The 19,631-nt window shown below is 44.1% G+C and carries 15 protein-coding genes; 1 reads left to right on the top strand and 14 read right to left on the bottom strand.

The genetic code is table 11. From position 1 onward, the window contains the following. Positions 1-308 precede the first annotated feature (308 nt). From DXB73_RS07630 to DXB73_RS07585, 10 genes are all read right to left on the bottom strand, one after another. Entirely contained in the window at positions 309-743 is a 435-nt protein-coding gene (locus tag DXB73_RS07630; RefSeq protein ID WP_118690679.1) for an Rrf2 family transcriptional regulator, read from the bottom strand. 6 nt (positions 744-749) lie between these two features. Continuing rightward, positions 750-1,184 carry a Fe-S cluster assembly scaffold protein NifU gene (gene nifU / locus DXB73_RS07625; protein ID WP_118690678.1) on the bottom strand — a complete coding sequence of 145 codons (435 nt, stop codon included), beginning with the start codon at positions 1,182-1,184 and terminating at the stop codon, positions 750-752. A 28-nt stretch (positions 1,185-1,212) separates the two neighbouring features. Beyond that, complete coding sequence (nifS, locus tag DXB73_RS07620; RefSeq protein WP_118690677.1) at positions 1,213-2,391, bottom strand: cysteine desulfurase NifS; 1,179 nt, start codon at positions 2,389-2,391, stop codon at positions 1,213-1,215. A 185-nt stretch (positions 2,392-2,576) separates the two neighbouring features. Continuing rightward, complete coding sequence (locus DXB73_RS07615) at positions 2,577-2,951, bottom strand: metalloregulator ArsR/SmtB family transcription factor (RefSeq protein ID WP_022026065.1); 375 nt, start codon at positions 2,949-2,951, stop codon at positions 2,577-2,579. Between the two features lie 144 nt (positions 2,952-3,095). Then, complete coding sequence (locus DXB73_RS07610; protein ID WP_118690676.1) at positions 3,096-4,973, bottom strand: heavy metal translocating P-type ATPase; 1,878 nt, start codon at positions 4,971-4,973, stop codon at positions 3,096-3,098. 17 nt (positions 4,974-4,990) lie between these two features. Next, the gene (locus DXB73_RS07605) at positions 4,991-5,209 is read right to left on the bottom strand and encodes a cation transporter (RefSeq protein ID WP_022026067.1); all 219 of its coding nucleotides are present in this window, start codon (positions 5,207-5,209) and stop codon (positions 4,991-4,993) included. A 293-nt stretch (positions 5,210-5,502) separates the two neighbouring features. Continuing rightward, on the bottom strand, positions 5,503-7,662 hold the full coding sequence (locus DXB73_RS07600; RefSeq protein ID WP_118690675.1) for a hypothetical protein: 2,160 nt from the start codon (positions 7,660-7,662) through the stop codon (positions 5,503-5,505). Positions 7,663-7,812: 150 nt separating this feature from the next. Continuing rightward, complete coding sequence (locus DXB73_RS07595; protein ID WP_118690674.1) at positions 7,813-9,264, bottom strand: aminoacyl-histidine dipeptidase; 1,452 nt, start codon at positions 9,262-9,264, stop codon at positions 7,813-7,815. Beyond that, the gene (locus DXB73_RS07590; protein ID WP_118690673.1) at positions 9,243-11,279 is read right to left on the bottom strand and encodes a beta-galactosidase; all 2,037 of its coding nucleotides are present in this window, start codon (positions 11,277-11,279) and stop codon (positions 9,243-9,245) included. The genes DXB73_RS07595 and DXB73_RS07590 overlap by 22 nt, the downstream gene beginning before the upstream one ends. Before the next feature lie 270 nt (positions 11,280-11,549). Next, positions 11,550-13,313 carry a hypothetical protein gene (locus tag DXB73_RS07585; RefSeq protein WP_118690672.1) on the bottom strand — a complete coding sequence of 588 codons (1,764 nt, stop codon included), beginning with the start codon at positions 13,311-13,313 and terminating at the stop codon, positions 11,550-11,552. Between the two features lie 385 nt (positions 13,314-13,698). On the opposite strand from DXB73_RS07585, the gene DXB73_RS07580 reads away from it, so the two are divergent. After that, positions 13,699-14,721 (top strand): LacI family DNA-binding transcriptional regulator, encoded by a 1,023-nt coding sequence (locus DXB73_RS07580; protein WP_118507161.1) that lies wholly within the window; start codon positions 13,699-13,701, stop codon positions 14,719-14,721. A 13-nt stretch (positions 14,722-14,734) separates the two neighbouring features. Here the strand turns inward: DXB73_RS07580 and DXB73_RS07575 are convergent, their stop codons facing one another. From DXB73_RS07575 to DXB73_RS07560, 4 genes are all read right to left on the bottom strand, one after another. Further along, positions 14,735-15,919 (bottom strand): HD-GYP domain-containing protein, encoded by a 1,185-nt coding sequence (locus DXB73_RS07575; protein ID WP_118690671.1) that lies wholly within the window; start codon positions 15,917-15,919, stop codon positions 14,735-14,737. 12 nt (positions 15,920-15,931) lie between these two features. Next, the gene (locus DXB73_RS07570) at positions 15,932-16,315 is read right to left on the bottom strand and encodes a hypothetical protein (protein WP_022026075.1); all 384 of its coding nucleotides are present in this window, start codon (positions 16,313-16,315) and stop codon (positions 15,932-15,934) included. Between the two features lie 354 nt (positions 16,316-16,669). Further along, positions 16,670-18,121: a hypothetical protein gene (locus tag DXB73_RS07565; protein ID WP_118690670.1), complete on the bottom strand. Its 1,452-nt coding sequence runs from the start codon at positions 18,119-18,121 to the stop codon at positions 16,670-16,672. Positions 18,122-18,251: 130 nt separating this feature from the next. Continuing rightward, on the bottom strand, positions 18,252-19,625 hold the full coding sequence (locus tag DXB73_RS07560) for an AAA family ATPase (RefSeq protein WP_118690669.1): 1,374 nt from the start codon (positions 19,623-19,625) through the stop codon (positions 18,252-18,254). Positions 19,626-19,631 lie beyond the last annotated feature (6 nt).

Genomic DNA, 19,631 nt, shown 5'->3' with positions numbered 1-19,631 from the left:
GTCCCGTCCAAAAATGGATGATACCTTGCTAAACCGGGACGACTCAAACAATCCTTCGGGCATGTATTCATCAGAGACTTAACAAAATAAGAAATCACGCAAAAAAGTTGCGTCCTGCGGCAATTATCTTAGTTCTAGGATGACAGAACAATTTAGTTTGTCGACTGCAAAATATTTTATTTATTGTCGACATAATAAGCAATATGTTGTTCTTACAGCAACTTCCGGTATGGGAAGTTTTAGTAAAATAAAAAGCAAGGAGTCAAATACATTTTCGACTCCTTGCTTCCTCATATAAATAAACAGTATTAGATCACATAATCCGATCCGACCTCTTCCTGCCACTCTAACAGATCTTCCAAAGTCACTTTGTCCACAACCGATTTAATGGATTCATCCAACATTTTCCACAACTTCAAGGTGGCGCACATCTCCTGTCTCGGGCAATCATTTTCCTCATATTCGAGACAACCGACTGGTGCAAGACTGCCCTCGGTCAGTCGCAAGATCATCCCTACAGTGTAGTCTTTCGGCTTGCGGATCAATTGATATCCGCCCTGCGGTCCACGTATAGAGCGGACGTATCCTGCCTTATTCAGAACCGATACGATCTGTTCCAAATACTTATCTGAGATCTCCTGTCGCGCAGCAACATCCTTAATACGCACCGGCCCCGCTGCGTCATGCATTGCAATATCAAGCATCAGCCGCAATGCGTATCTTCCTTTCGTTGAAATTTTCATAATCGCTTAGTCCTCCGCCGGCTCTTCATCGTTAATATCATTCTTTGGTTTCTTTAACCCTTCGATCTTAATATGATTCTTCTCAGCATAATCCCACAGCGCTGCATGAATTGCTTCTTCTGCCAACAAGGAGCAGTGTACCTTTACCGGTGGAAGTCCATCTAATGCTTCCATAACTGCCACATTCGTTACTTCCAAAGCTTCCTGTACCGTCTTGCCGATAACCATCTCCGTCGCCATACTGCTTGTTGCAACTGCTGCACCACAGCCAAATGTCTTAAACTTACAGTCACGAATCACCTGGTTTTCATCAATATCAAGATACATACGCATAATATCGCCACATTTGGCATTACCAACAGTTCCTACACCGCTGGCATCTTCGATCTCACCCACATTTCTAGGATTACTGAAATGATCCATTACCTTTTCACTATACATATCGTTTATCCTCCATCTTGTTCTATTCTTATTGCTGACTCTTCAAATAATCGGTATACAATGGTGACATGCTTCGAAGTCTGTCCACATTTGCTTTCACCTGCTCAATGACAAAATCTACATCTTCTTCGGTTGTCTCCTCGGATAAGGTCAATCGCAGAGAACCATGTGCTTTCTCGTGCGGCAGCCCTATCGCCAATAATACATGAGACGGATCCAAAGAACCCGAAGTACATGCAGATCCGCTAGAGCCGCAGATTCCTTTCTGATCCAACAGGATCAGCATAGACTCACCCTCAATAAATTCAAATCCAACATTTACATTGTTAGGAAGACGATTCGTACGGTGTCCATTCAGTCTGGAATTCGGAATTGCGGTAAGACCCTCAATCAGGCGATCTCTCAACTTCGTCTCATAGGCACTTCGTTCTGCCATTGTCTCTTTAGCGATCTCCGTTGCTTTACCAAAGCCAACAATTCCCGGAACATTATGTGTGCCGGCACGGCGATTTCTCTCCTGTGCCCCACCATGAATAAATGGTCCAATCTTAACAGAATTGCGCAAATACATAATACCGATTCCCTTTGGCCCGTTAATCTTATGTCCACTGGCACTCAACATATCAATATGATACTCGTCCACATTGATCGGAACATGTCCATAAGCCTGTACTGCATCGGTATGGAAAATAATGTCATGCTCTTTAGCAATCTCACCGATCTCCTTGATCGGCTGAATGGTACCAATCTCATTGTTTGCAAACATAACCGAGATCATGATCGTTGTCGGTCGAATAGCTGCTTTCAGCTCATCCAGCTTGATCACTCCATCCTCATCTACTCCAACGTAAGTCACCTCAAAACCATTCTTTTCCAAATATTCACATGTATGCAGGATCGCATGATGCTCTATCGCAGAAGTAATAATATGATTTCCTTTTTCTTTCTTCGCAATAGCTGTCGCTTTCAGCGCCCAGTTATCAGACTCGCTTCCACCACCTGTAAAATAAATCTCATTAGCATTGGCACCCAAAAAGTCAGCCACTGTTTGTCTGGCATCCTCTACAGCCTTCTTACTCTTACCTGCGAAACTATATATACTGGATGGATTGCCGTATTCCTCAGAAAAATAAGGCATCATTGCCTCCAACACCTGCGGATGTACCTTCGTTGTTGCCGCATTATCCAAATAAATCAATTTGCTCATGTCTATCTCTTCCTTTCTATGATATCGTAATGGTCTACTTTTCACACTATGCACCTATGCATACTATGAAATGATAACAGAGCAGTCTCTTAATTTTTCTGTTTCCATTAGATAATTTACACTACTTGACTAGGAAATGCAAGTCATATCGTAAGAAACAACTAACTTTTTGTGATAACAATATGTTATGCATCCTCCTCAATATGATCGCGTCCCTGTGCAATGATCGTACTAACATGTCCATCTGCCAGAGAATAAAATATGGATTTGCCTTCTCTGCGGCTTTTGACCAATTTATTTTGCTTGAGAATGCGCAATTGATGAGAGATCGCCGACTGCGTCATATTAAGCACTCTCGCCAGATCACACACACATACTTCCGCCGAAGAAAGCACAAACAGGATCCGTATGCGGGTGGAATCCCCAAACACCTTAAACAGCTCTGCCAGATCATACAATTCTGTCTCCTCCGGCATTGTCTGTTCCACGATCCGCAGCAAGTCCTCATGCACTTCCACTGTCTCGCAGCATACCGGTTCTTTATCTAAATCTTTCTGCATAGTCTCACCTATTCTTTCTGTCAATATCCATGTTTATTTTATAGTTTCAAAAAAGCGGTGTCAATATTCCCTCCTATTGACACCACTTTACCATATCTGACCCAAACAAATTATAACGGCAACTTTGGATGCACGAAGTTTGAGTTATAACTTCTTCACAAACAGAGCACGGATCGCATTCAATACGGCTAATACCATAACCCCGACATCCGCAAAGATTGCAAACCACATGTTAGCAATTCCAATCGCTCCCAAAAGCAGACACAGCAGCTTAATGCCGATTGCAAAGTAAATATTCTCATAAACAATGCGGATACATTTACGTGCAATGCGGATTGCCTTGGAAATCTTTAAGGGATCATCATCCATCAAAACCACATCTGCCGCTTCAATCGCTGCATCGGAGCCGAGTGCTCCCATAGCAATACCAATATCCGCCCTCGACAGCACCGGTGCGTCATTAATACCATCACCGACAAAAGCAAGTTTTGATTTAGCAGGCTGTTTGTCTAACAGTGCCTCTAACTGTGTCACTTTGTCTCCCGGCAGCAATTCACTGTGAACCTCAGAAATGCGAAGTTCCTCTGCTATCTGTGCTGCTACGCGGCTGTCATCCCCTGTCAGCATAACTGTATGCGCGATACCGGCACGATGAAGCGCCTCAATTGCCTTTTTTGCATTTGGCTTGAGCACATCTGCGATCAGTATATGTCCGCTATACTCCCCATCAATAGCAACATGAACGACCGTCCCTACTTTGTGGCATTCCTGACACGCTACACCAATCTTCCTCATCAATTTGCTATTGCCAACTGCGATCTTTTTGCCGTCAACAACAGCAATAATGCCATTGCCGCCAATTTCTTCTACGTCTGTCACTCTGCTCTGATCGATCTTGCCCTGATATGCCTTACACAAACTCTTACTGATCGGATGCGTTGAATGGCACTCTGCGTGTGCAGCATATTCCAACAATTTCTGTTCTTCCAGCTTACTGTGGTGTACGCCGATCACTTCAAAGACGCCCTGTGTCATTGTACCGGTCTTATCAAACACCACACACTTCACACCGGCTAACGTCTCTAAATAATTAGATCCCTTTACAAGTACACCTTCGTGGCTTGCTCCTCCCAGTCCCGCGAAGAAACTTAACGGGATACTGATAACCAATGCACACGGACAACTGATAACCAAGAATGTCAACGCGCGGTAGATCCAATCTCCAAAGCTCGGATCCAACCCCATCGCAAACATTCTCACAAGTGGCGGCAAAACAGCAAGCGCCAACGCACCATAGCATACCGCCGGTGTATAATATTTCGCAAATTTTGTAATAAAATTCTCAGATCTCGATTTCTTGGAACTGGAATTTTCCACCAGATCCAAAATCTTAGATACGGTTGACTCACCAAATTCTTTCGTAGTGCGGATATGAAGCAGTCCGGTCATATTAATGCAGCCGCTGATGACTTCATCGCCCTCTTGCACCTCTCTTGGCTTACTCTCTCCGGTCAATGCACTCGTATTTAAGGATGCCTTTCCCTGTTCTACAACACCATCGATCGGTACTTTTTCTCCCGGCTGGACTACGATCACCGTGCCGATCTCAACTTCGTCCGGATCTACCTGTGTGATCTCTCCATCCACCTCAATATTCGCATAATCCGGACGAATATCCATCAATTCGCTGATATTGCGGCGGCTTTTGCCAACTGCATAACTCTGAAAAAGTTCACCGATCTGGTAAAACAGCATAACAGCGGTTCCCTCAACATAGTCTCCGAGCAAAATTGCTCCGACCGTAGCCACTGCCATTAAAAAATTTTCATCAAAGACCTGACGATTTAAGATGCCCTTAAACGCTTTTCTTAATATATCATAGCCGATCACCAGATACGGGATCATAAATAGTACAAACCGTATCACACCTTTTGACGGAACAACCGGTATTACAGATAACGCGATCATCAATACTGCTGCCACGATAATTCGGATCAATACTTTTTTTTGTTTTTTATTCATTACAATCTCTCCTCACTCTACAGAAAGATCTCGCAGTCATCCTCTACCTTTTTGCAATTCTTAAGCACATCCGGCATAACACTCTTAGGATCACAGCCATCTTCAAATTCTACGATCATCTTTAAGGTCATAAAGTTCACAGTCGCATCCTTTACTCCTGCTGTGTTCTTAGCAGCTTCCTCCATCTTTGCTGCACAGTTTGCGCAATCCACATCAATCTTATACGTCTTTTTCATAATAAAAACTCCTTTCTTTCTCTACCTGCATCTCTTGACGTGCAGGCATCTCCTTTCCAAGTATTCCTCTACTTGTTTGTTTGATTGTTTATATTAACATATGAATAATCATTCATACGTTTTCTTTATTATAACAAAAAAGAAACCACTGTCAAGTGGTTTCTTATAATTTATGATTACAGTGTCACAAACCAAATATACTTCTATCTGCAAATACTGAATTACTTACTCAAACTTTCCATGCCGAAAGTTACCGTCCGAATCACACATTGCCTATAATGCCAATGGTGTGATCATTGTTTGCCTCCGCTATAAAGAAGTCTCATATTCAGATCAAATTTCGTCTGCTTTCCATCGATCGACAACTCGCCATACGGATACGGATCAAGATCCGGGAATTTGTTGACTGTTGGCAGCATATGATATTCTGAGCCGATATGTTTCATTCGAAGCAGATATCCCTCTTCCGTAACCTTCTTTTTCCCCGTTACATAAATTCGAAGCTGTCGTTTTTCTGTCAGATTGCATGGCGCAATTTTCCCCCGATACAGGTACTTACCATCCTCCCTGGAAATAAGGGAAACTTCATACTCTTCTTTCGTAGAACTAAGGTCTACCCCATCCAGCCCAAAAGAGATCACCAATATATTCCATTGATCCTTGGTTGCATACTGCCCCTTCTGTAAGGTCTGCTCCACAAGTTTCGGCGTTTTATTCGTAACATAACTTATCGGTACGGCATCCGGAAAATTACGACTTTGATAATATCGTTTATCCAATATTCGCTGATGAGAGCGAAGCAGCGGAATTTGGATCAGTATCGTTGCACCCAAGCACAGGATACCAACACTAACTGCAGCTTTCTTTCTAGTCAACTTAGCAAAAACAATACGATCTCCGCTCTCTTCTGCTTTTGCTGAGGCGTAACGGCCTCCCTCTGCCATCAACATAAGATAAACGCCCATAAAACATATATTATATTTGCGGTTTGCCTCCCACAAAATAAAGAACATCACAGCCCCCAGGAACGTCAGCGTAAACAAAAACATTTCTTCGCAGTCCCGCCGCCTGATCTGTCGTATCACACAGAATAATAAAAATGCGAAAATACAAACACGAAACGCCTGTGTATAGATCACTGCCGCGCCACAATCTTTTCCCATCACATACTCATACAGTACCGGAAAATCACTTGCATATGAAGCTTTTGGCAATGAATCATCATCGCCCATCGCCCAAACACGAAGCATCTTCGTTCCCATCTGACGGACCACACCGATCAAGCCCAGCTGATGCAATCGTCCCTTCGCACGCGTAATGTCCGCACGTGTTTTCATATCTTTTGTTGGAAAGCTCTCCGTATATGCCTCATCTTCTCTGGCATATCCACCATAGCTTTTCTGGTTCAGCCCCATCATCAGCCAGTGCGTCACCGGGAAACTGCCTGTCACCTGATCAGAATTCACATGACGATCAACCAGCTTGCCGCACGCTGTAAATGTAACGGCAAAAACCGCCACTACAAGAACAGCCTTAACGATCGTATTTCTCCTGCCAGAAGCTTTATGGAGCAGATTCCACTTGGGGTTCACATATCTTCTATCCCCACTTTTTACAAAGATCGGATCTTTAAAAAATTGCACTGCCGCAAATAAGATCATCGCCAGGATCGGCAAGATCGTCGTAGGCCGAATCCAGTAACCGACCGCCATCATCAAACCGAGTAATATACATTTGATAATATTTTTCACCGTCAGATTCTCATGGCGCAGCCATAACGCCAGATACAACACCGCCATAACAAACGGAAAAGAGATCGTGTTGGTATATACTGTTGTCAGCCATACATAAATCGTCGGGCAAAGCAAAAAGAGTAATAACACCCAGTTTGCAAATCCTATACCTCGCAATCTCTTTGCGGTTCGATACGTAATATAAATACCTATATCCACACAGAAGATATTCAGCACAATATTCGGAATAACAACATGCGTGATGCCAATTCGAAATAATAATTTATAATAGTAATAGAAAAATACCAGCATGAAATGATTGTTAGAATACCGCTGAAAATATTCATCCTTCGTATTCATCTGTCCATGCTGCGTTTTTACCATCTGCAACGCTTCATTCTGAACGCGTGCCGGGTCGCTGATTGACATCGGATGCGATACGAATACCAAAAATCCAATCTGTAACAAAATGATTGAAAGAAACAGAATCACTGTCGCTTTCTGGCCGGTGCCCTGCATTTTGCGGTACAACATCACCAAAAGTACCCCCAGCGCAACCGCCAACAGTATCACTGCCACATTACCTAACGCATAGTTGCCACCGGAAAGATACTCCTTATATCCGTACATACATACCATCGACATCACCAATAATATTCCGGCGATCACCGCAGTAAAATACAGACTGAATCGATAAAAAAACTGCATTAACTTGTGCATACCCTCTCAATCCCTCCATTTGTCCCTGCTGTTCTCTCAACATCTATGGTATCCGGTCCCTCTAACCGAAATGATATGCACAAAAGTGCTCTGAGAACTCACATTTTTTTATTGTTGTAATATTTTACCACGAAACTTATGCGTAAATTATTACAAATTTCTTAATATTTCAAGGACATAGTTCCAAGTTCTCTCTACACTGCCGACATCCATCGTTTCTTTCGGCGTGTGAATATCTTTCATATCAGGACCAAAAGAAACACAATCCAGTCCCGGAAGCTGTCCGGCGAACAGTCCGCATTCCACTCCTGCGTGCAATGCCTGCACGATCGGTTTTCTGCCATACTGCTTTTCAAAGATTTCAATCATTTTGTCTCGTAACGGCGACTGTTCTCTATATTCCCAAGCAGGATATTCTCCTATACAGGTGACCGTTCCACCAAGACGTTTTACCAGGCAAGAAATCTGTTCCACTAAATATTCTTTCTGTGTTTCCACACTGCTGCGCACGGAATAGGAAAGACACACTTCTTGCGCATCTGTCACCATAATGCCGAGATTCAGCGAAGTCTGCACTAATCCTTCCACTGCAAAGCTCATATTTTGAATACCGTTCGGCAGATTCATTAACGCTGTCACAATTCGCTCTGTTGTCTCTCTGTCCATCGGATCACATGTTATGTCCTGTGACGCCCGATCGATCGTCACTGTAATCTCTGCATCTGTATGACAATATTCTTTGCGGTAGATCTCCTGAAGTGCTTTCACCTTTGCCGACGCTACAGTGACATCCCCATTTTTCACTGCCAGAACAGCATGCGCCTCACGTGGGATCGCATTATCTTTCTTACCGCCCTCTATCGACACGATCTTATATTCACAATCCTGTGCAAGCTCATATAATGCTCTTCCCAGCATAATATTTGCATTTGCCCTTCCTTTATCGATCTCTACGCCGGAATGTCCGCCCAATAATCCGGTAACTGTAAGCTGCATATAAGAAACATCTGTTACGCTGTCACGCTTCACCGGCAAATGTGCCTTTGCCGTCAATCCTCCTGCACAGCTTACTAACAAATATCCCTCATCCTCCGAATCCATATTTAACATCGTACGCGCTTTCAGCGGTGACATATCCAGTGCTGCTGCACCAAGCATACCGATCTCTTCGTCTACGGTAAACACTACTTCCAACGGCGGATGTGGAATGTCTGTCGATTCCAGTATTGCTAAAGCATATGCTACCGCAATACCATCATCCCCGCCCAAAGTCGTACCACGGGCACTGATCACATTGTCTTCCAATTGCAGATCCAATCCCTGTGTCTGCATGTCAATACCGCAGTCAGCTTCCTTTTCACACACCATGTCCATATGTCCCTGCAGCATAACCGGCGCATGATCTTCATACCCCTGCGAACCATTTTTCCAGATAATGACATTATTAGCATCGTCCTGCTGTACGCGCAGTCCATGCTCTTTTGCAAAATTCACACAATAATCACTGATTTCTTTCGTATTGGTCGAACCGTGTGGGATCTGACAGATCTCCTCAAAATAATAAAACACTCTGTTGGGCTCTAGTTTGGATAAAATTCCCATGTTGTCTCTCCTCTCTTCCTATGTGCCACCTTCATTTCAAAAGGTGCAAATGTCTTTCCATCCTGCAGACAGACAGTCTGCATTGTGTTATTAAACCAAAAACGCCATTCCTGCTTGGTGCCAACTCTGGTTGTCACTTCCATACCTAATGGCAGATTTTCATCATATTCCAATTGACGCCGCTTTGCAAGTGTCTTCGCCAAAGAAATGTAAGATGCACGGTCTAATACTGTCCCCAGATAGTATGCTTCACCGGTTCCATATTCATTCCTGGTCACCACAGGCGTTCCCCGGTAAAAAGCTTCTCTGCTGCCCTCCTGCGCCTGATACACAGCTAACACCTCTGCCGTATCTGCCTTCAACAGATCACACCACTGCGTTGCACAAGGCTTCACCGGCTCCCCTTGCCACTGCACCTTCCGTGTCTGCTCAAAGCTTTGCCGTAACTCGTCATCCTGTATGCAAACATCCTGTATCACCGTTCCAATGACATCATATTCTTCCACATGCACTCCTACCAGCTCTCGGTACACGGTCGGCAATAAATCCATCTGACATTTATTGTACATATCTTTCACACCACAACGGTTGGTCAACACAATAGTGCCACCTTCTGCCACAAACTGATATAACTGCTGTACCACTATTTCATTGGTGATCTGCAGCGTAGGTGCCAACACAATATCATAGCCTGATAAATCCGCTTTCTCATCAATGATATCCACATTCATTCCGATCGCAGCAAAGGCATCATGCAGGCTTTTGAGCTGTTCCAAATAATACATCCCCTCTGCCTGATGCTGCAATTTGAACGCATACTCCTGATCGGAACCATACAAAACCGCTACGCTGCTGATGATCTCAGACTCTCTAACTTCTTCTAACTGCCCTGCCCTGCGGCATAAATGTTCAAACTCTTTATACCGTCTTCCCGGCATGTTACTGTGATCCAACAGACCATGCCAATACATCTCTGCACCGGAGCATGCAGTCCGAAAGCGAAACTGTATCACCGTATCTGCGCCATGAGCAAATGCCTGCAGGGAATATCCCTCTAACATACCCGGATATAATGTCGGTGTCATCGGCATCCAGCTTCCCATAGCACCACTAAGCTGTTCCATGATCCAGAAGTTTTGGCGTTTGATGCCACGCATCAGATCCAAATGAAACGCATGCGAATATAATGTCTGTCGGTCTTTTGGCAATGTAAGCGCCGGATAATTATCGTAAGACACAATGTCCAACGTCTCAAACATATCATAAAAGTCAGGCATATTTTCACAAAGCCAGTTATTGGTCGTGATCAGCGCATCTGGTGCGAGCTCACGAATGATCTGCTCCTGAAATCGCACATAATCCACCGTGCTTTCCGATGCATAACGGTTATAGTCCAGTGTCAATGAGGGGTTCTGCCATTGCAGCACGGCAGCTGTCGGAGGTTCTATCTCCTCAAAGCAGCTGTATTCCCCACTCCACACCGCATTTCCATAAGCACGGTTTACGGCATCGATCGTATGGTATTTTCCCTGAACATATTTCCGAAAACGGCTGACACATTCCGGACATCGACAATGATTGGCCTCTAACTCATTATCGATCTGATATCCAATGACATTCGGATTATCACAATAACGTCCTACCATTCTGCTGATGATCTTATCACAAAAATCGCGATAACGAAGATTACTCATGCAACGGTGTCCGCGCACCCCGATCGGTATTTTATTGCCGTCACGCCCCACCTGTATCACCTCCGGATAACGATGAAACATCCACTGTGGCGGTGTGCATGTCGGCGTGCAGAGCACAATATCCATGCCACGCTCTGTAAACACCTGCACTGCTCTATCTAACCAGCCAAATTCATACACACCTTCCTCCGGCTCCAGACGACTCCAGGCAAACTCTGCCATTCGCACCACCGACACCCCTGCATCCTGCATACGATCTGCATCCTGTTCCCACACTTCTTCCGGCCAGTGCTCCGGATAATAATCTACTCCAATCCTCATAGAACTCCTGCCTTTCTCCTTCTTTTTTTAACTCAAACTTCGCACATTCAAAGCTGCCATCAAGAAACTATAGCAATTGCCTTGCCGCATTTTCTTTTTTGATAGTACGAAATGAGTTATCCTGTTGTTAATTTAGAAAAGACGCCATGTCTAAACATGACGTCTTTTGATTTTTGTACTGATCATTTGCACTGTAACAGCACCACAGTCTCCAAACAGTCACCTTCCCATTTGTCAGATAAAGACTTACCAGTGACGATCGTAGATCCTCTACATCTTGGAAAGTTCTGCTTCTTTCTGCAGCAAGCTTTGCTTCTCTGCAGCAACACTCTGCTCTAGCTGCTTCATCTTCCCCATATTCTCAGTGATCTCATGCTTTAACTTATCGGTATCACCAACAAGGTCATGCAGCTTTCGATTCCATTCATCCGCAACCTGCTGTCTTTCAGCCTCTAAGTTCTGTCCGACATCACGGTATTTATTGATAAACGACATATTATATTCAATGGTGTCTCGAATCGTCTTCTTACGACCAAGTGCAAATCCGGAAGCATCCTTCAACTCATCTTCCAGCTTCTTATTCTCAACTTCCATTTCTTCAATACGCATATTATTCTCACGAATGCGCTGATCTACAGCACCAACTGCCGCCTCTCCGCGTGCAACGAGTTTCTTACGATCCTCTTCGAAATTGCCCTTACTGGACTCTAACTGTTTCTGCGCATATTCAACAACAGCTTTCGCATCATTATAATTCTTAACCATTAAATTGATCTGTGCACGAATCTCGTTGATCTCATCTTCAACCTGCTTGCGCGCCTGATTCTTGCGCTCTTCCTCAGCCGCTTTAAGTACGGATGGCAGCTTCCGATAAACATCTTCCCACTGTTCGTGCTTTCTGGAGCAACGACGTGAGATACGATATTCGACTGCTCCGATATTATCAAACTCAACACGCAGATTCGTAAGTTCCGCGTAACAGTCTCTCTCCAGATCAAGAACAGACTTCATGACATCCTCAGGAACACCCTTACCATCCAATTCATCAATATGATCATATAGATCTTCCAAGATCTCTTCCAGATCGCCACCAAAATCTTCCTGTTTGTCGGCAATCTTATCGCGCATCTCCTTGATCTTAGGATCCGAAAATCCTGTAAAACGTACGGTTGACAGTTCCTTCTTAAATTCCTCCAAATACTGCGTCCAACCGTCCGCTACTTTCTGTAACTTCGGCTTAACATCATCTGCATAGGAACTAAACTCTGCAGGCAATGCTGCTGCAGGAGTTGCCGCTGCTACTGCCACAGGGCTTGCCGCCGTTGTCTGCATCGGTTCTGCAACAGGATCCATCGCACCACTGTCAGATACTGCCGTCTCCACAATAGATGCAACCTGTGTTGTATCTGAAGATTCGATCTCCTCATGCTGTGCTGTAGATGGAGCCTCCATCGGTGCCGGTGCCGGTGCTTCTGCAGGCACAGGAGTTTCCTCTTCCTCTGCTCTTTTCACCTCATTACCATGCTCATCCACCTCAACCACATTGATCGCAACAGACTTCGGATCTGTTCCATTGTATCCAACAAGCATCTCTACCAGCTCACGGACTTTCTTCTTCGCATCCGGAATCCCCGTATATACACGTGTTTCCATCGAAACCGTGATACCATCTACATTACGATTCAGCGCCAACAAATGCCATTTAAACAAATAGAGAAATGTCATTCCTGTCATATCTTCATTCTGTAAAAACTCGCGGATCTCTTCTCCTAAATCTTCCAGCTTGACACGGAACATCGTGTTCTTCTCTATATATACCATCAAATTGACTAATTCCGGCGCAAGCGTATCCATTTTATCAAAGATTCCCGGAAAGTCCCTCATTGCAGTCGTATTAGCCTGCATTCCTTTCACTTGGTGATACGTACCATCGTAATACAGTTCTCCCGGCTTAAAGAAAAAGACACCGCCATCTAACAGTACTTGTGCTGCTAAAATGCCGTCAATCTTTCCGTTTTTACCTATAAGATCCATACAACGCGCCTCCCTTACTGCCTAATCTTTTTTCTTCGTCTTCTCTATCTTTACCAATCTATCTCAAATAACATATCGTCCATCCGGCACAAAAAATGAGCTTTGAACGAATGGTATATTACCGACAGGTTACCTTTTCTATTATACTTTTCTTTTTATATTCTGTCACCTGTTTTTTGGAATTAATATGTAAACAATTTATGAACAAACAGTAAACGCCCCCTATTTGTGGGGATCTTCCGCACAATACACAACATGGTGTGTTTCCTTGGATTTTGTCAAATTCGTAAAAAATGAACAAACATCTAAAATTTTATCATTGCCCCACTTAACATACTATGTTATACTGATATCGAAAATGTTTAAGTAAGGAGGTTGCAATGCTATGGCATCCATCAAAGATATTGCAAAATTGTGTGGTGTATCCGTTGCCACTGTGAGCAAAGCACTCAATGACAAGGCTGATATCAGCGAGGACACAAAACAGCACATAAAACAAGTCGCAAAACAGATGGGCTACGTACCACAGTATTACGCCCGCGCGATCCGAACCAACAAAAGTTACAACATCGGTGTCCTTTTTATGGACGATGCAAATTGTGGATTGACGCACGATTATTTTTCTTCAATATTGAACAGTTTCAAGGTGACTGCCGAGGCGAAGGGCTATGATATTACCTTCATCAACAGCAATCAGCCTCACGATAAGCACAAAACCTATTTAGAGCACTGCCGTTACCGTGGTTTGGACGGCGTCATGATTGCTTGTATTGACTTTGATAATCAGGACGTTGAAGCCCTGATCAACAGCGATATCCCGGTCGTTACCGTTGACCGTACGTATCCGGATACTAACACGATGTCGGTGTTATCTGATAATGCCAGTGGCATGAAAGAACTCGTTGAATATATCATTTCGCAGGGACACAAGCGAATCGCTTATCTTTCCGGTGAAACTTCTGCCGTGACCAGTGAACGTGTAACCAGTTATCAGAATGTCATGCTGGAACACGGTCTGGATATTCCGCCAGAATACCACATTAGCACAGAATACCGCAACCTGACTGCTGCGCGCCAATATACACGTCAGCTTCTTTCTCTACCGACTCCGCCATCCTGTATTATTTACCAGGATGACTATTCAGCTGTCGGTGGCATGGAAACGATCCGCGATATGGGATTATCCATTCCGGAAGATGTTTCCGTTGCCGGTTATGATGATATTTTCATTGCAAGCCAGCTGCGCCCAAGACTTACAACGGTACATCAGGATACCGAAGTTATCGGACGGATCGCAGCTGAAAAATTGATCTCTCTGATCGAGCACAAACGCGGCTGTTCCTATAAACCGGTCATCGTTGACTCCTGTTTAGAAAAAGGTGAATCTGTGAAACCTTACACAGAGTAACTAAAACTTAGGATCAGATCAGTGCCTCAATACTCATTCGAAAATCTTTCGAAAGATCATAAGTAGTTCCTTTATCTGTCATAACGACTGGTCTGGAGAGCAGGGATTTGTTTAATAAGACAACCTTTCCCTGCTCCCCGTTTGATAGTAATACTTCTGTGTTAACATAAGCTTCTATCGTTCTTTCCATAAACAAATACAATACTCCCGGTTCATATGCATCTTTATCCTGTTCCAAGATTCCAATAACCTTAAAAGGACAGATTCCTTTGCGATAACAACGATTTGACGTCATTGCATCATATACATCTGCAACAGCAACAATTGACGAAAAATATTCTATACCCGATCCCATCAATCCATATGGATAGCCGGTTCCTCCAAAACGCTCATGATGCTGCAATGCCGCCAATTTGACACGACGATCCAAATTTTTATCTTTTAACATTTCATATCCGTATTGCGGATGTTTCTTGACAATCTCATATTCCTGCCCAGTCAACTTTCCCGGTTTGGTTATGATATCATTCGGCACACGCAGCTTACCAATATCATGAAGCAGTCCACAGGTCACCAATACCTTTAAGTCTTTCTCATTCATGCGAAGCCAATTGCCGATCACGTTACAGATCAGTGCCACATTCATTGAATGCGTATACGTCATGTCATCATAGCCACGCATACACTGCAGCATGTCCAACAGATGCAGTGGATTACGTGTCTTTTTGAGCAGTGCATCCACATCACCCAACATACTGTCTACCAGACCATCTGTACTCTTGGTCACAATATCATTTAAGGACTGCCTAAAACCACCTACACAATCAGTAAACTCTGACTCAAATACGCGAAATTCCTCTGATTGCTGAACTCGTTCAAAATAGGTCGGACCTGCTAATTGCTCTACAGCAGCAGATACCGTGTCCGTCTCTCCTTCCGGCAGCACCTGCGCAGACACGCCTTCCACTGTCTCTACAACATTTGACTGTTTCGAATTGACCGTCCCTGACGTATTCTCAGACTCCTCCTGAACATATACTTTTACCGCTTTTACAGCATAGTATTTTAATTTTTCGATAATCTCTTCCGTCAAAACCGTATTACTTTGGATAACCAAATGATTGGTATATGTATACGCTGCCTCCGAAGAAACCATGCCCGGCTTCAAATTAGCCGTTAATACTTTTTTGATCTTCATCTACATACCCTCTTATCTGTTAAAAACAAACACCACAACATAGCTCCAGCGCAATAGCGTCCCTGTCACGATCATTACGATCTGCAGCAGGGTATCAAACCATTTATGTCGAACACGCTGCCTGCCTGTTGTTGGATTTTCTTCTATCATGCTGATCTGCACTGTATTGCGCCGGATCAGCCGGAAATACATCCAAACAACCAAAAACCATAATAAAAACAACGCCACCCCGGCAAGCTGAGCCGCGCCGTCTCTGGGCAGATCATATGATCCGTCGCTTCGTGTCTTTCCTGTCATCAAACGAAAGGCATAATACAGATAATCTAATGACGCAAATCCCCATATTATACTCACCACGGAAAACATAATACGTTTCCATAATTTCATTCCACCCATGACGCTCCTCCATCTCTCATGCTGTGAATCATTTCGTTCTCAATTATTTCTATTATACCTTGCCTTTTACACATTTGGCAACTGTGATCTTTTTTCTCATTTCACATGCAAGATCCTCATAGCTACTATGCAGATGAGTTTGGCTTCCCTCTGTAATTATTACCCGTTTCACCTGTCAGATATAAAAAAGCAAAGCCAGCGCTTTGCTTTGCAAGAATTGCTAAAGCAATTCTTGGTGGCATAACACCACACTATGAGCAGTTTCCTATAAAGTGACATAGGGCTGCCACAAGTATCTTATCGCTTGTGGCAGCCCCTCATCTGCCGTACAAATAGCTTAACACGGCTCCTGTATTATTTTACGATCGGAGCAAAACGAATGCGAACCTCCGGCAATGCCTTTAATTCCGCATAATAATTTGTCATCCAATCCTCGCCCTGTGATGGATCATTCTCACCGGATGCCGGTGGCGCAAATATTTTCAAACTCATATCTGCTTCACTCTCCAAAGGCTTCTTAAAGAATGCACTCATCATATCGATGCACTTCACACCCGGAGCCTTGTAGAACCAGTGTCCATTCAATTCCATCATCAAGTTCATGTCAATTGTCTGTTCATCAAAATATACTTCACAGAATACCGGATTTTTCTCGAAGTGCAAAGGAACTGCAATACCCTCTGCATCCTCAGAACCACCCCAGCGAAGTGTAGCCGGAAGTGTGATCTCACTTCCTTCGTCCATGGACGGACTAAAGAAATCCTCATGGATAATCTCACGATACGTATTCAAAATTGGCTGTTCGATACCAACATTCGCATTGTTAGGATCCTCGATCTCCAAGCCCAGACGTCCTCTATCGCGCATCTGATATAACGTGAATCCTGACAGCCATTTCTCCTTGTCCGCTTTCAGCATCTCACAAAACTCTTTCAGCATGTCTGCCTGATCATAGGCACCGGTTACGTCTCCATCGGCGTTAAACTCAGACAATACCATCGGCTTCTTAACACCATTATTTACATATGTGTAACGCTCATAGCTCTTCTTTGCTAAGTTGTAGATCTTGTCTACCGTATGACGCGCAAACGTATCTCCACCCTCTTCTGCAACATCATATGGCCATCCCCAATGAAGTGCCATATAACGGTCAACGGACACAATATCTGCTGCACGGGAAGCCTCTGCGAAGATGTCTTCCATTTCCATCTTCTCATCCTCTAACTCCTTACAGCCATCCAGACAAATGATCGTCTTAACATTTGGAGCTTCACGATGAATGATCTCGCAGCAATGTGTAAAGAATGCTGCAACCTCCTCATAAGAAGCACGTTTATTAAAGGAGAACCAGTTACCGGTCGCCTCATGGTTGATACGAAGCAATACACGTCCAAACGTACGAAGATCCTTTGCGATTGCAATAATATGATCATCGGTAAGCTTTGGATCAATTGTCATCGTAAGCAGCACATCCTGTCCATGTTTACGGACATCTCTCATATAAGTAAACGGCTCATCATCTAATGTTCCATTCAAACCACCCTTATAGGTGAAATAATCATCGTATGGAAAATCCCATGCGAACTGTACAGACGGATCTGCATGCACAACACTGGCACGTCCCGGCCACTTATCGTCATTTGGATAATAGCAGTACATCAGATTGACAGCTCTATGTGGGCGTCCCAGTTTCTGCAGGATGTAATCCTGATCCACATATTCTCCACGCTCACTGCCATCGCCCAGATCAACGGCACACTCTGCCGGTCCCATATGCAATGCCTTAACTTTCAACTCTTCACTCATTATATTCCTCCGTTCCGCAGAAATATCCTCTGCTATGTTTTACATATTTAGGAGCACAAAACGCTCAGCTTAAAATAGTATAACAGAAATCCCCCTCAAAAATCTACCGGCAATTTCGGCATCTTATACCCTAAAAATCTCTGATATGCTCTTCGCTGCGTATTTTACCTTCCTCAAGCTCGGCCAAAAGCTCGGCACGTTTGCTCCCTACCATAAACTTCTGGTTGTATTTTTGATAGATCTCGCAAGGATTGTCCTGCAAAAATGCCATTGAATCGCCACCCATCGTTAATTCTGTGACGAAAACAACCATTTCCTGCCCTTCCGGAAATGCATTTTCCATAAAAGAAAAGGCATTCTCCAATTCCTCTAATGCTGCATCTTCCTCTCGGATCAGTTGTTCCTGCTTTTGATCAAACTCCGGTTTTTGCGCGGCAAACGTTTTTGCCGCTTCCTCACTGCCAGCCTCTGCCTCCTGCTGCATTTGCTTCAGTGATGCATACCACGCATCCATTGTCTTTTTGTAATCTGCCACCTTCGCAAAATGCCTGTTAAGCCCCGACAGCAACAGATTGACAACGCTCAACCGCTCGTCAAACGATGCATTTTGCAGCCGTTGATATACTGCGACATCTTCTTTTCCCTGTAAAATATCTTCAATGCCATAATCATCTTCATACTTGCGATACAGATCCAAGTAGACCGCCACATCCTTTGCCACTTCCGGATGTTGTATAAATTCGCTGATCAAATCTTCATCCACCGGCTGCCCCAGCGTTTCGTACACCTGGATCAGCGTGCTCAGATCCTCCCAGCCACGCGCTGTCACAAAAAGCATTCCATCCACATCCGTTTGTACACGATAAAAATTCTGCGGGCGCAGTTCCAAATAACTTAGTATTCCGCTGTGAATCCTTTGCCTGCGGGCATATTCTTTCCACGCCGGATAATCCGGCTCGACCATGATGCGTCGTACACGATCAAGTGTCACCATATCAAAATCCCGGACGGATTTATTGTACTCCGGCGGATTTCCGGCTGCCACAATGATCCAGCCCTCCGGGATCGCCTGATTACCGAACGTCTTACACTGCAAAAATTGCAGCATCGTCGGTGCAAGCGTTTCGGACACGCAATTGATCTCATCGATAAAAAGTATGCCCTCCTTCTTTCCCTTTTCTATCTTCTCATATACACTGGCAATGATCTCACTCATCGTATATTCTGTCACAGAATATGTCTGCTCTCCGTAAGTCTTCTCACGAATAAATGGGAGCCCGACTGCACTTTGTCTGGTGTGATGAGTGATCGTGTACGATACCAGCCCAATTCCACACTCATTTGCCACCTGTTCCATGATCTGCGTCTTGCCGATACCCGGTGCTCCCAGAAGCAATAGTGGGCGCTGTCGGATCACCGGGATCATATACTCACCGTTGTCCCTTTTCTCTAAATACGCACGAACTGTGCGGATCACTTCGTTTTTTGCCTGTTTAATATTCATAATAAA

The organism is Clostridium sp. OM05-6BH, from assembly GCF_003481635.1.
Lineage (GTDB): Bacteria > Bacillota > Clostridia > Lachnospirales > Lachnospiraceae > Butyribacter.
The sequence above is the reverse complement of the archived record's forward strand: the minus strand, read 5'-3'. Positions and strand labels throughout refer to the sequence as shown.

Coding starts and splice junctions, on each gene's coding strand:
- DXB73_RS07630 (WP_118690679.1), bottom strand. CDS start 743: ATGAAAATTTCAACGAAAGGAAGATACGCATTGCGGCTGATGCTTGAT.
- nifU (WP_118690678.1), bottom strand. CDS start 1,184: ATGTATAGTGAAAAGGTAATGGATCATTTCAGTAATCCTAGAAATGTG.
- nifS (WP_118690677.1), bottom strand. CDS start 2,391: ATGAGCAAATTGATTTATTTGGATAATGCGGCAACAACGAAGGTACAT.
- DXB73_RS07615 (WP_022026065.1), bottom strand. CDS start 2,951: ATGCAGAAAGATTTAGATAAAGAACCGGTATGCTGCGAGACAGTGGAA.
- DXB73_RS07610 (WP_118690676.1), bottom strand. CDS start 4,973: ATGAATAAAAAACAAAAAAAAGTATTGATCCGAATTATCGTGGCAGCA.
- DXB73_RS07605 (WP_022026067.1), bottom strand. CDS start 5,209: ATGAAAAAGACGTATAAGATTGATGTGGATTGCGCAAACTGTGCAGCA.
- DXB73_RS07600 (WP_118690675.1), bottom strand. CDS start 7,662: ATGCACAAGTTAATGCAGTTTTTTTATCGATTCAGTCTGTATTTTACT.
- DXB73_RS07595 (WP_118690674.1), bottom strand. CDS start 9,264: ATGGGAATTTTATCCAAACTAGAGCCCAACAGAGTGTTTTATTATTTT.
- DXB73_RS07590 (WP_118690673.1), bottom strand. CDS start 11,279: ATGAGGATTGGAGTAGATTATTATCCGGAGCACTGGCCGGAAGAAGTG.
- DXB73_RS07585 (WP_118690672.1), bottom strand. CDS start 13,313: ATGGATCTTATAGGTAAAAACGGAAAGATTGACGGCATTTTAGCAGCA.
- DXB73_RS07580 (WP_118507161.1), top strand. CDS start 13,699: ATGGCATCCATCAAAGATATTGCAAAATTGTGTGGTGTATCCGTTGCC.
- DXB73_RS07575 (WP_118690671.1), bottom strand. CDS start 15,919: ATGAAGATCAAAAAAGTATTAACGGCTAATTTGAAGCCGGGCATGGTT.
- DXB73_RS07570 (WP_022026075.1), bottom strand. CDS start 16,315: ATGGGTGGAATGAAATTATGGAAACGTATTATGTTTTCCGTGGTGAGT.
- DXB73_RS07565 (WP_118690670.1), bottom strand. CDS start 18,121: ATGAGTGAAGAGTTGAAAGTTAAGGCATTGCATATGGGACCGGCAGAG.
- DXB73_RS07560 (WP_118690669.1), bottom strand. CDS start 19,625: ATGAATATTAAACAGGCAAAAAACGAAGTGATCCGCACAGTTCGTGCG.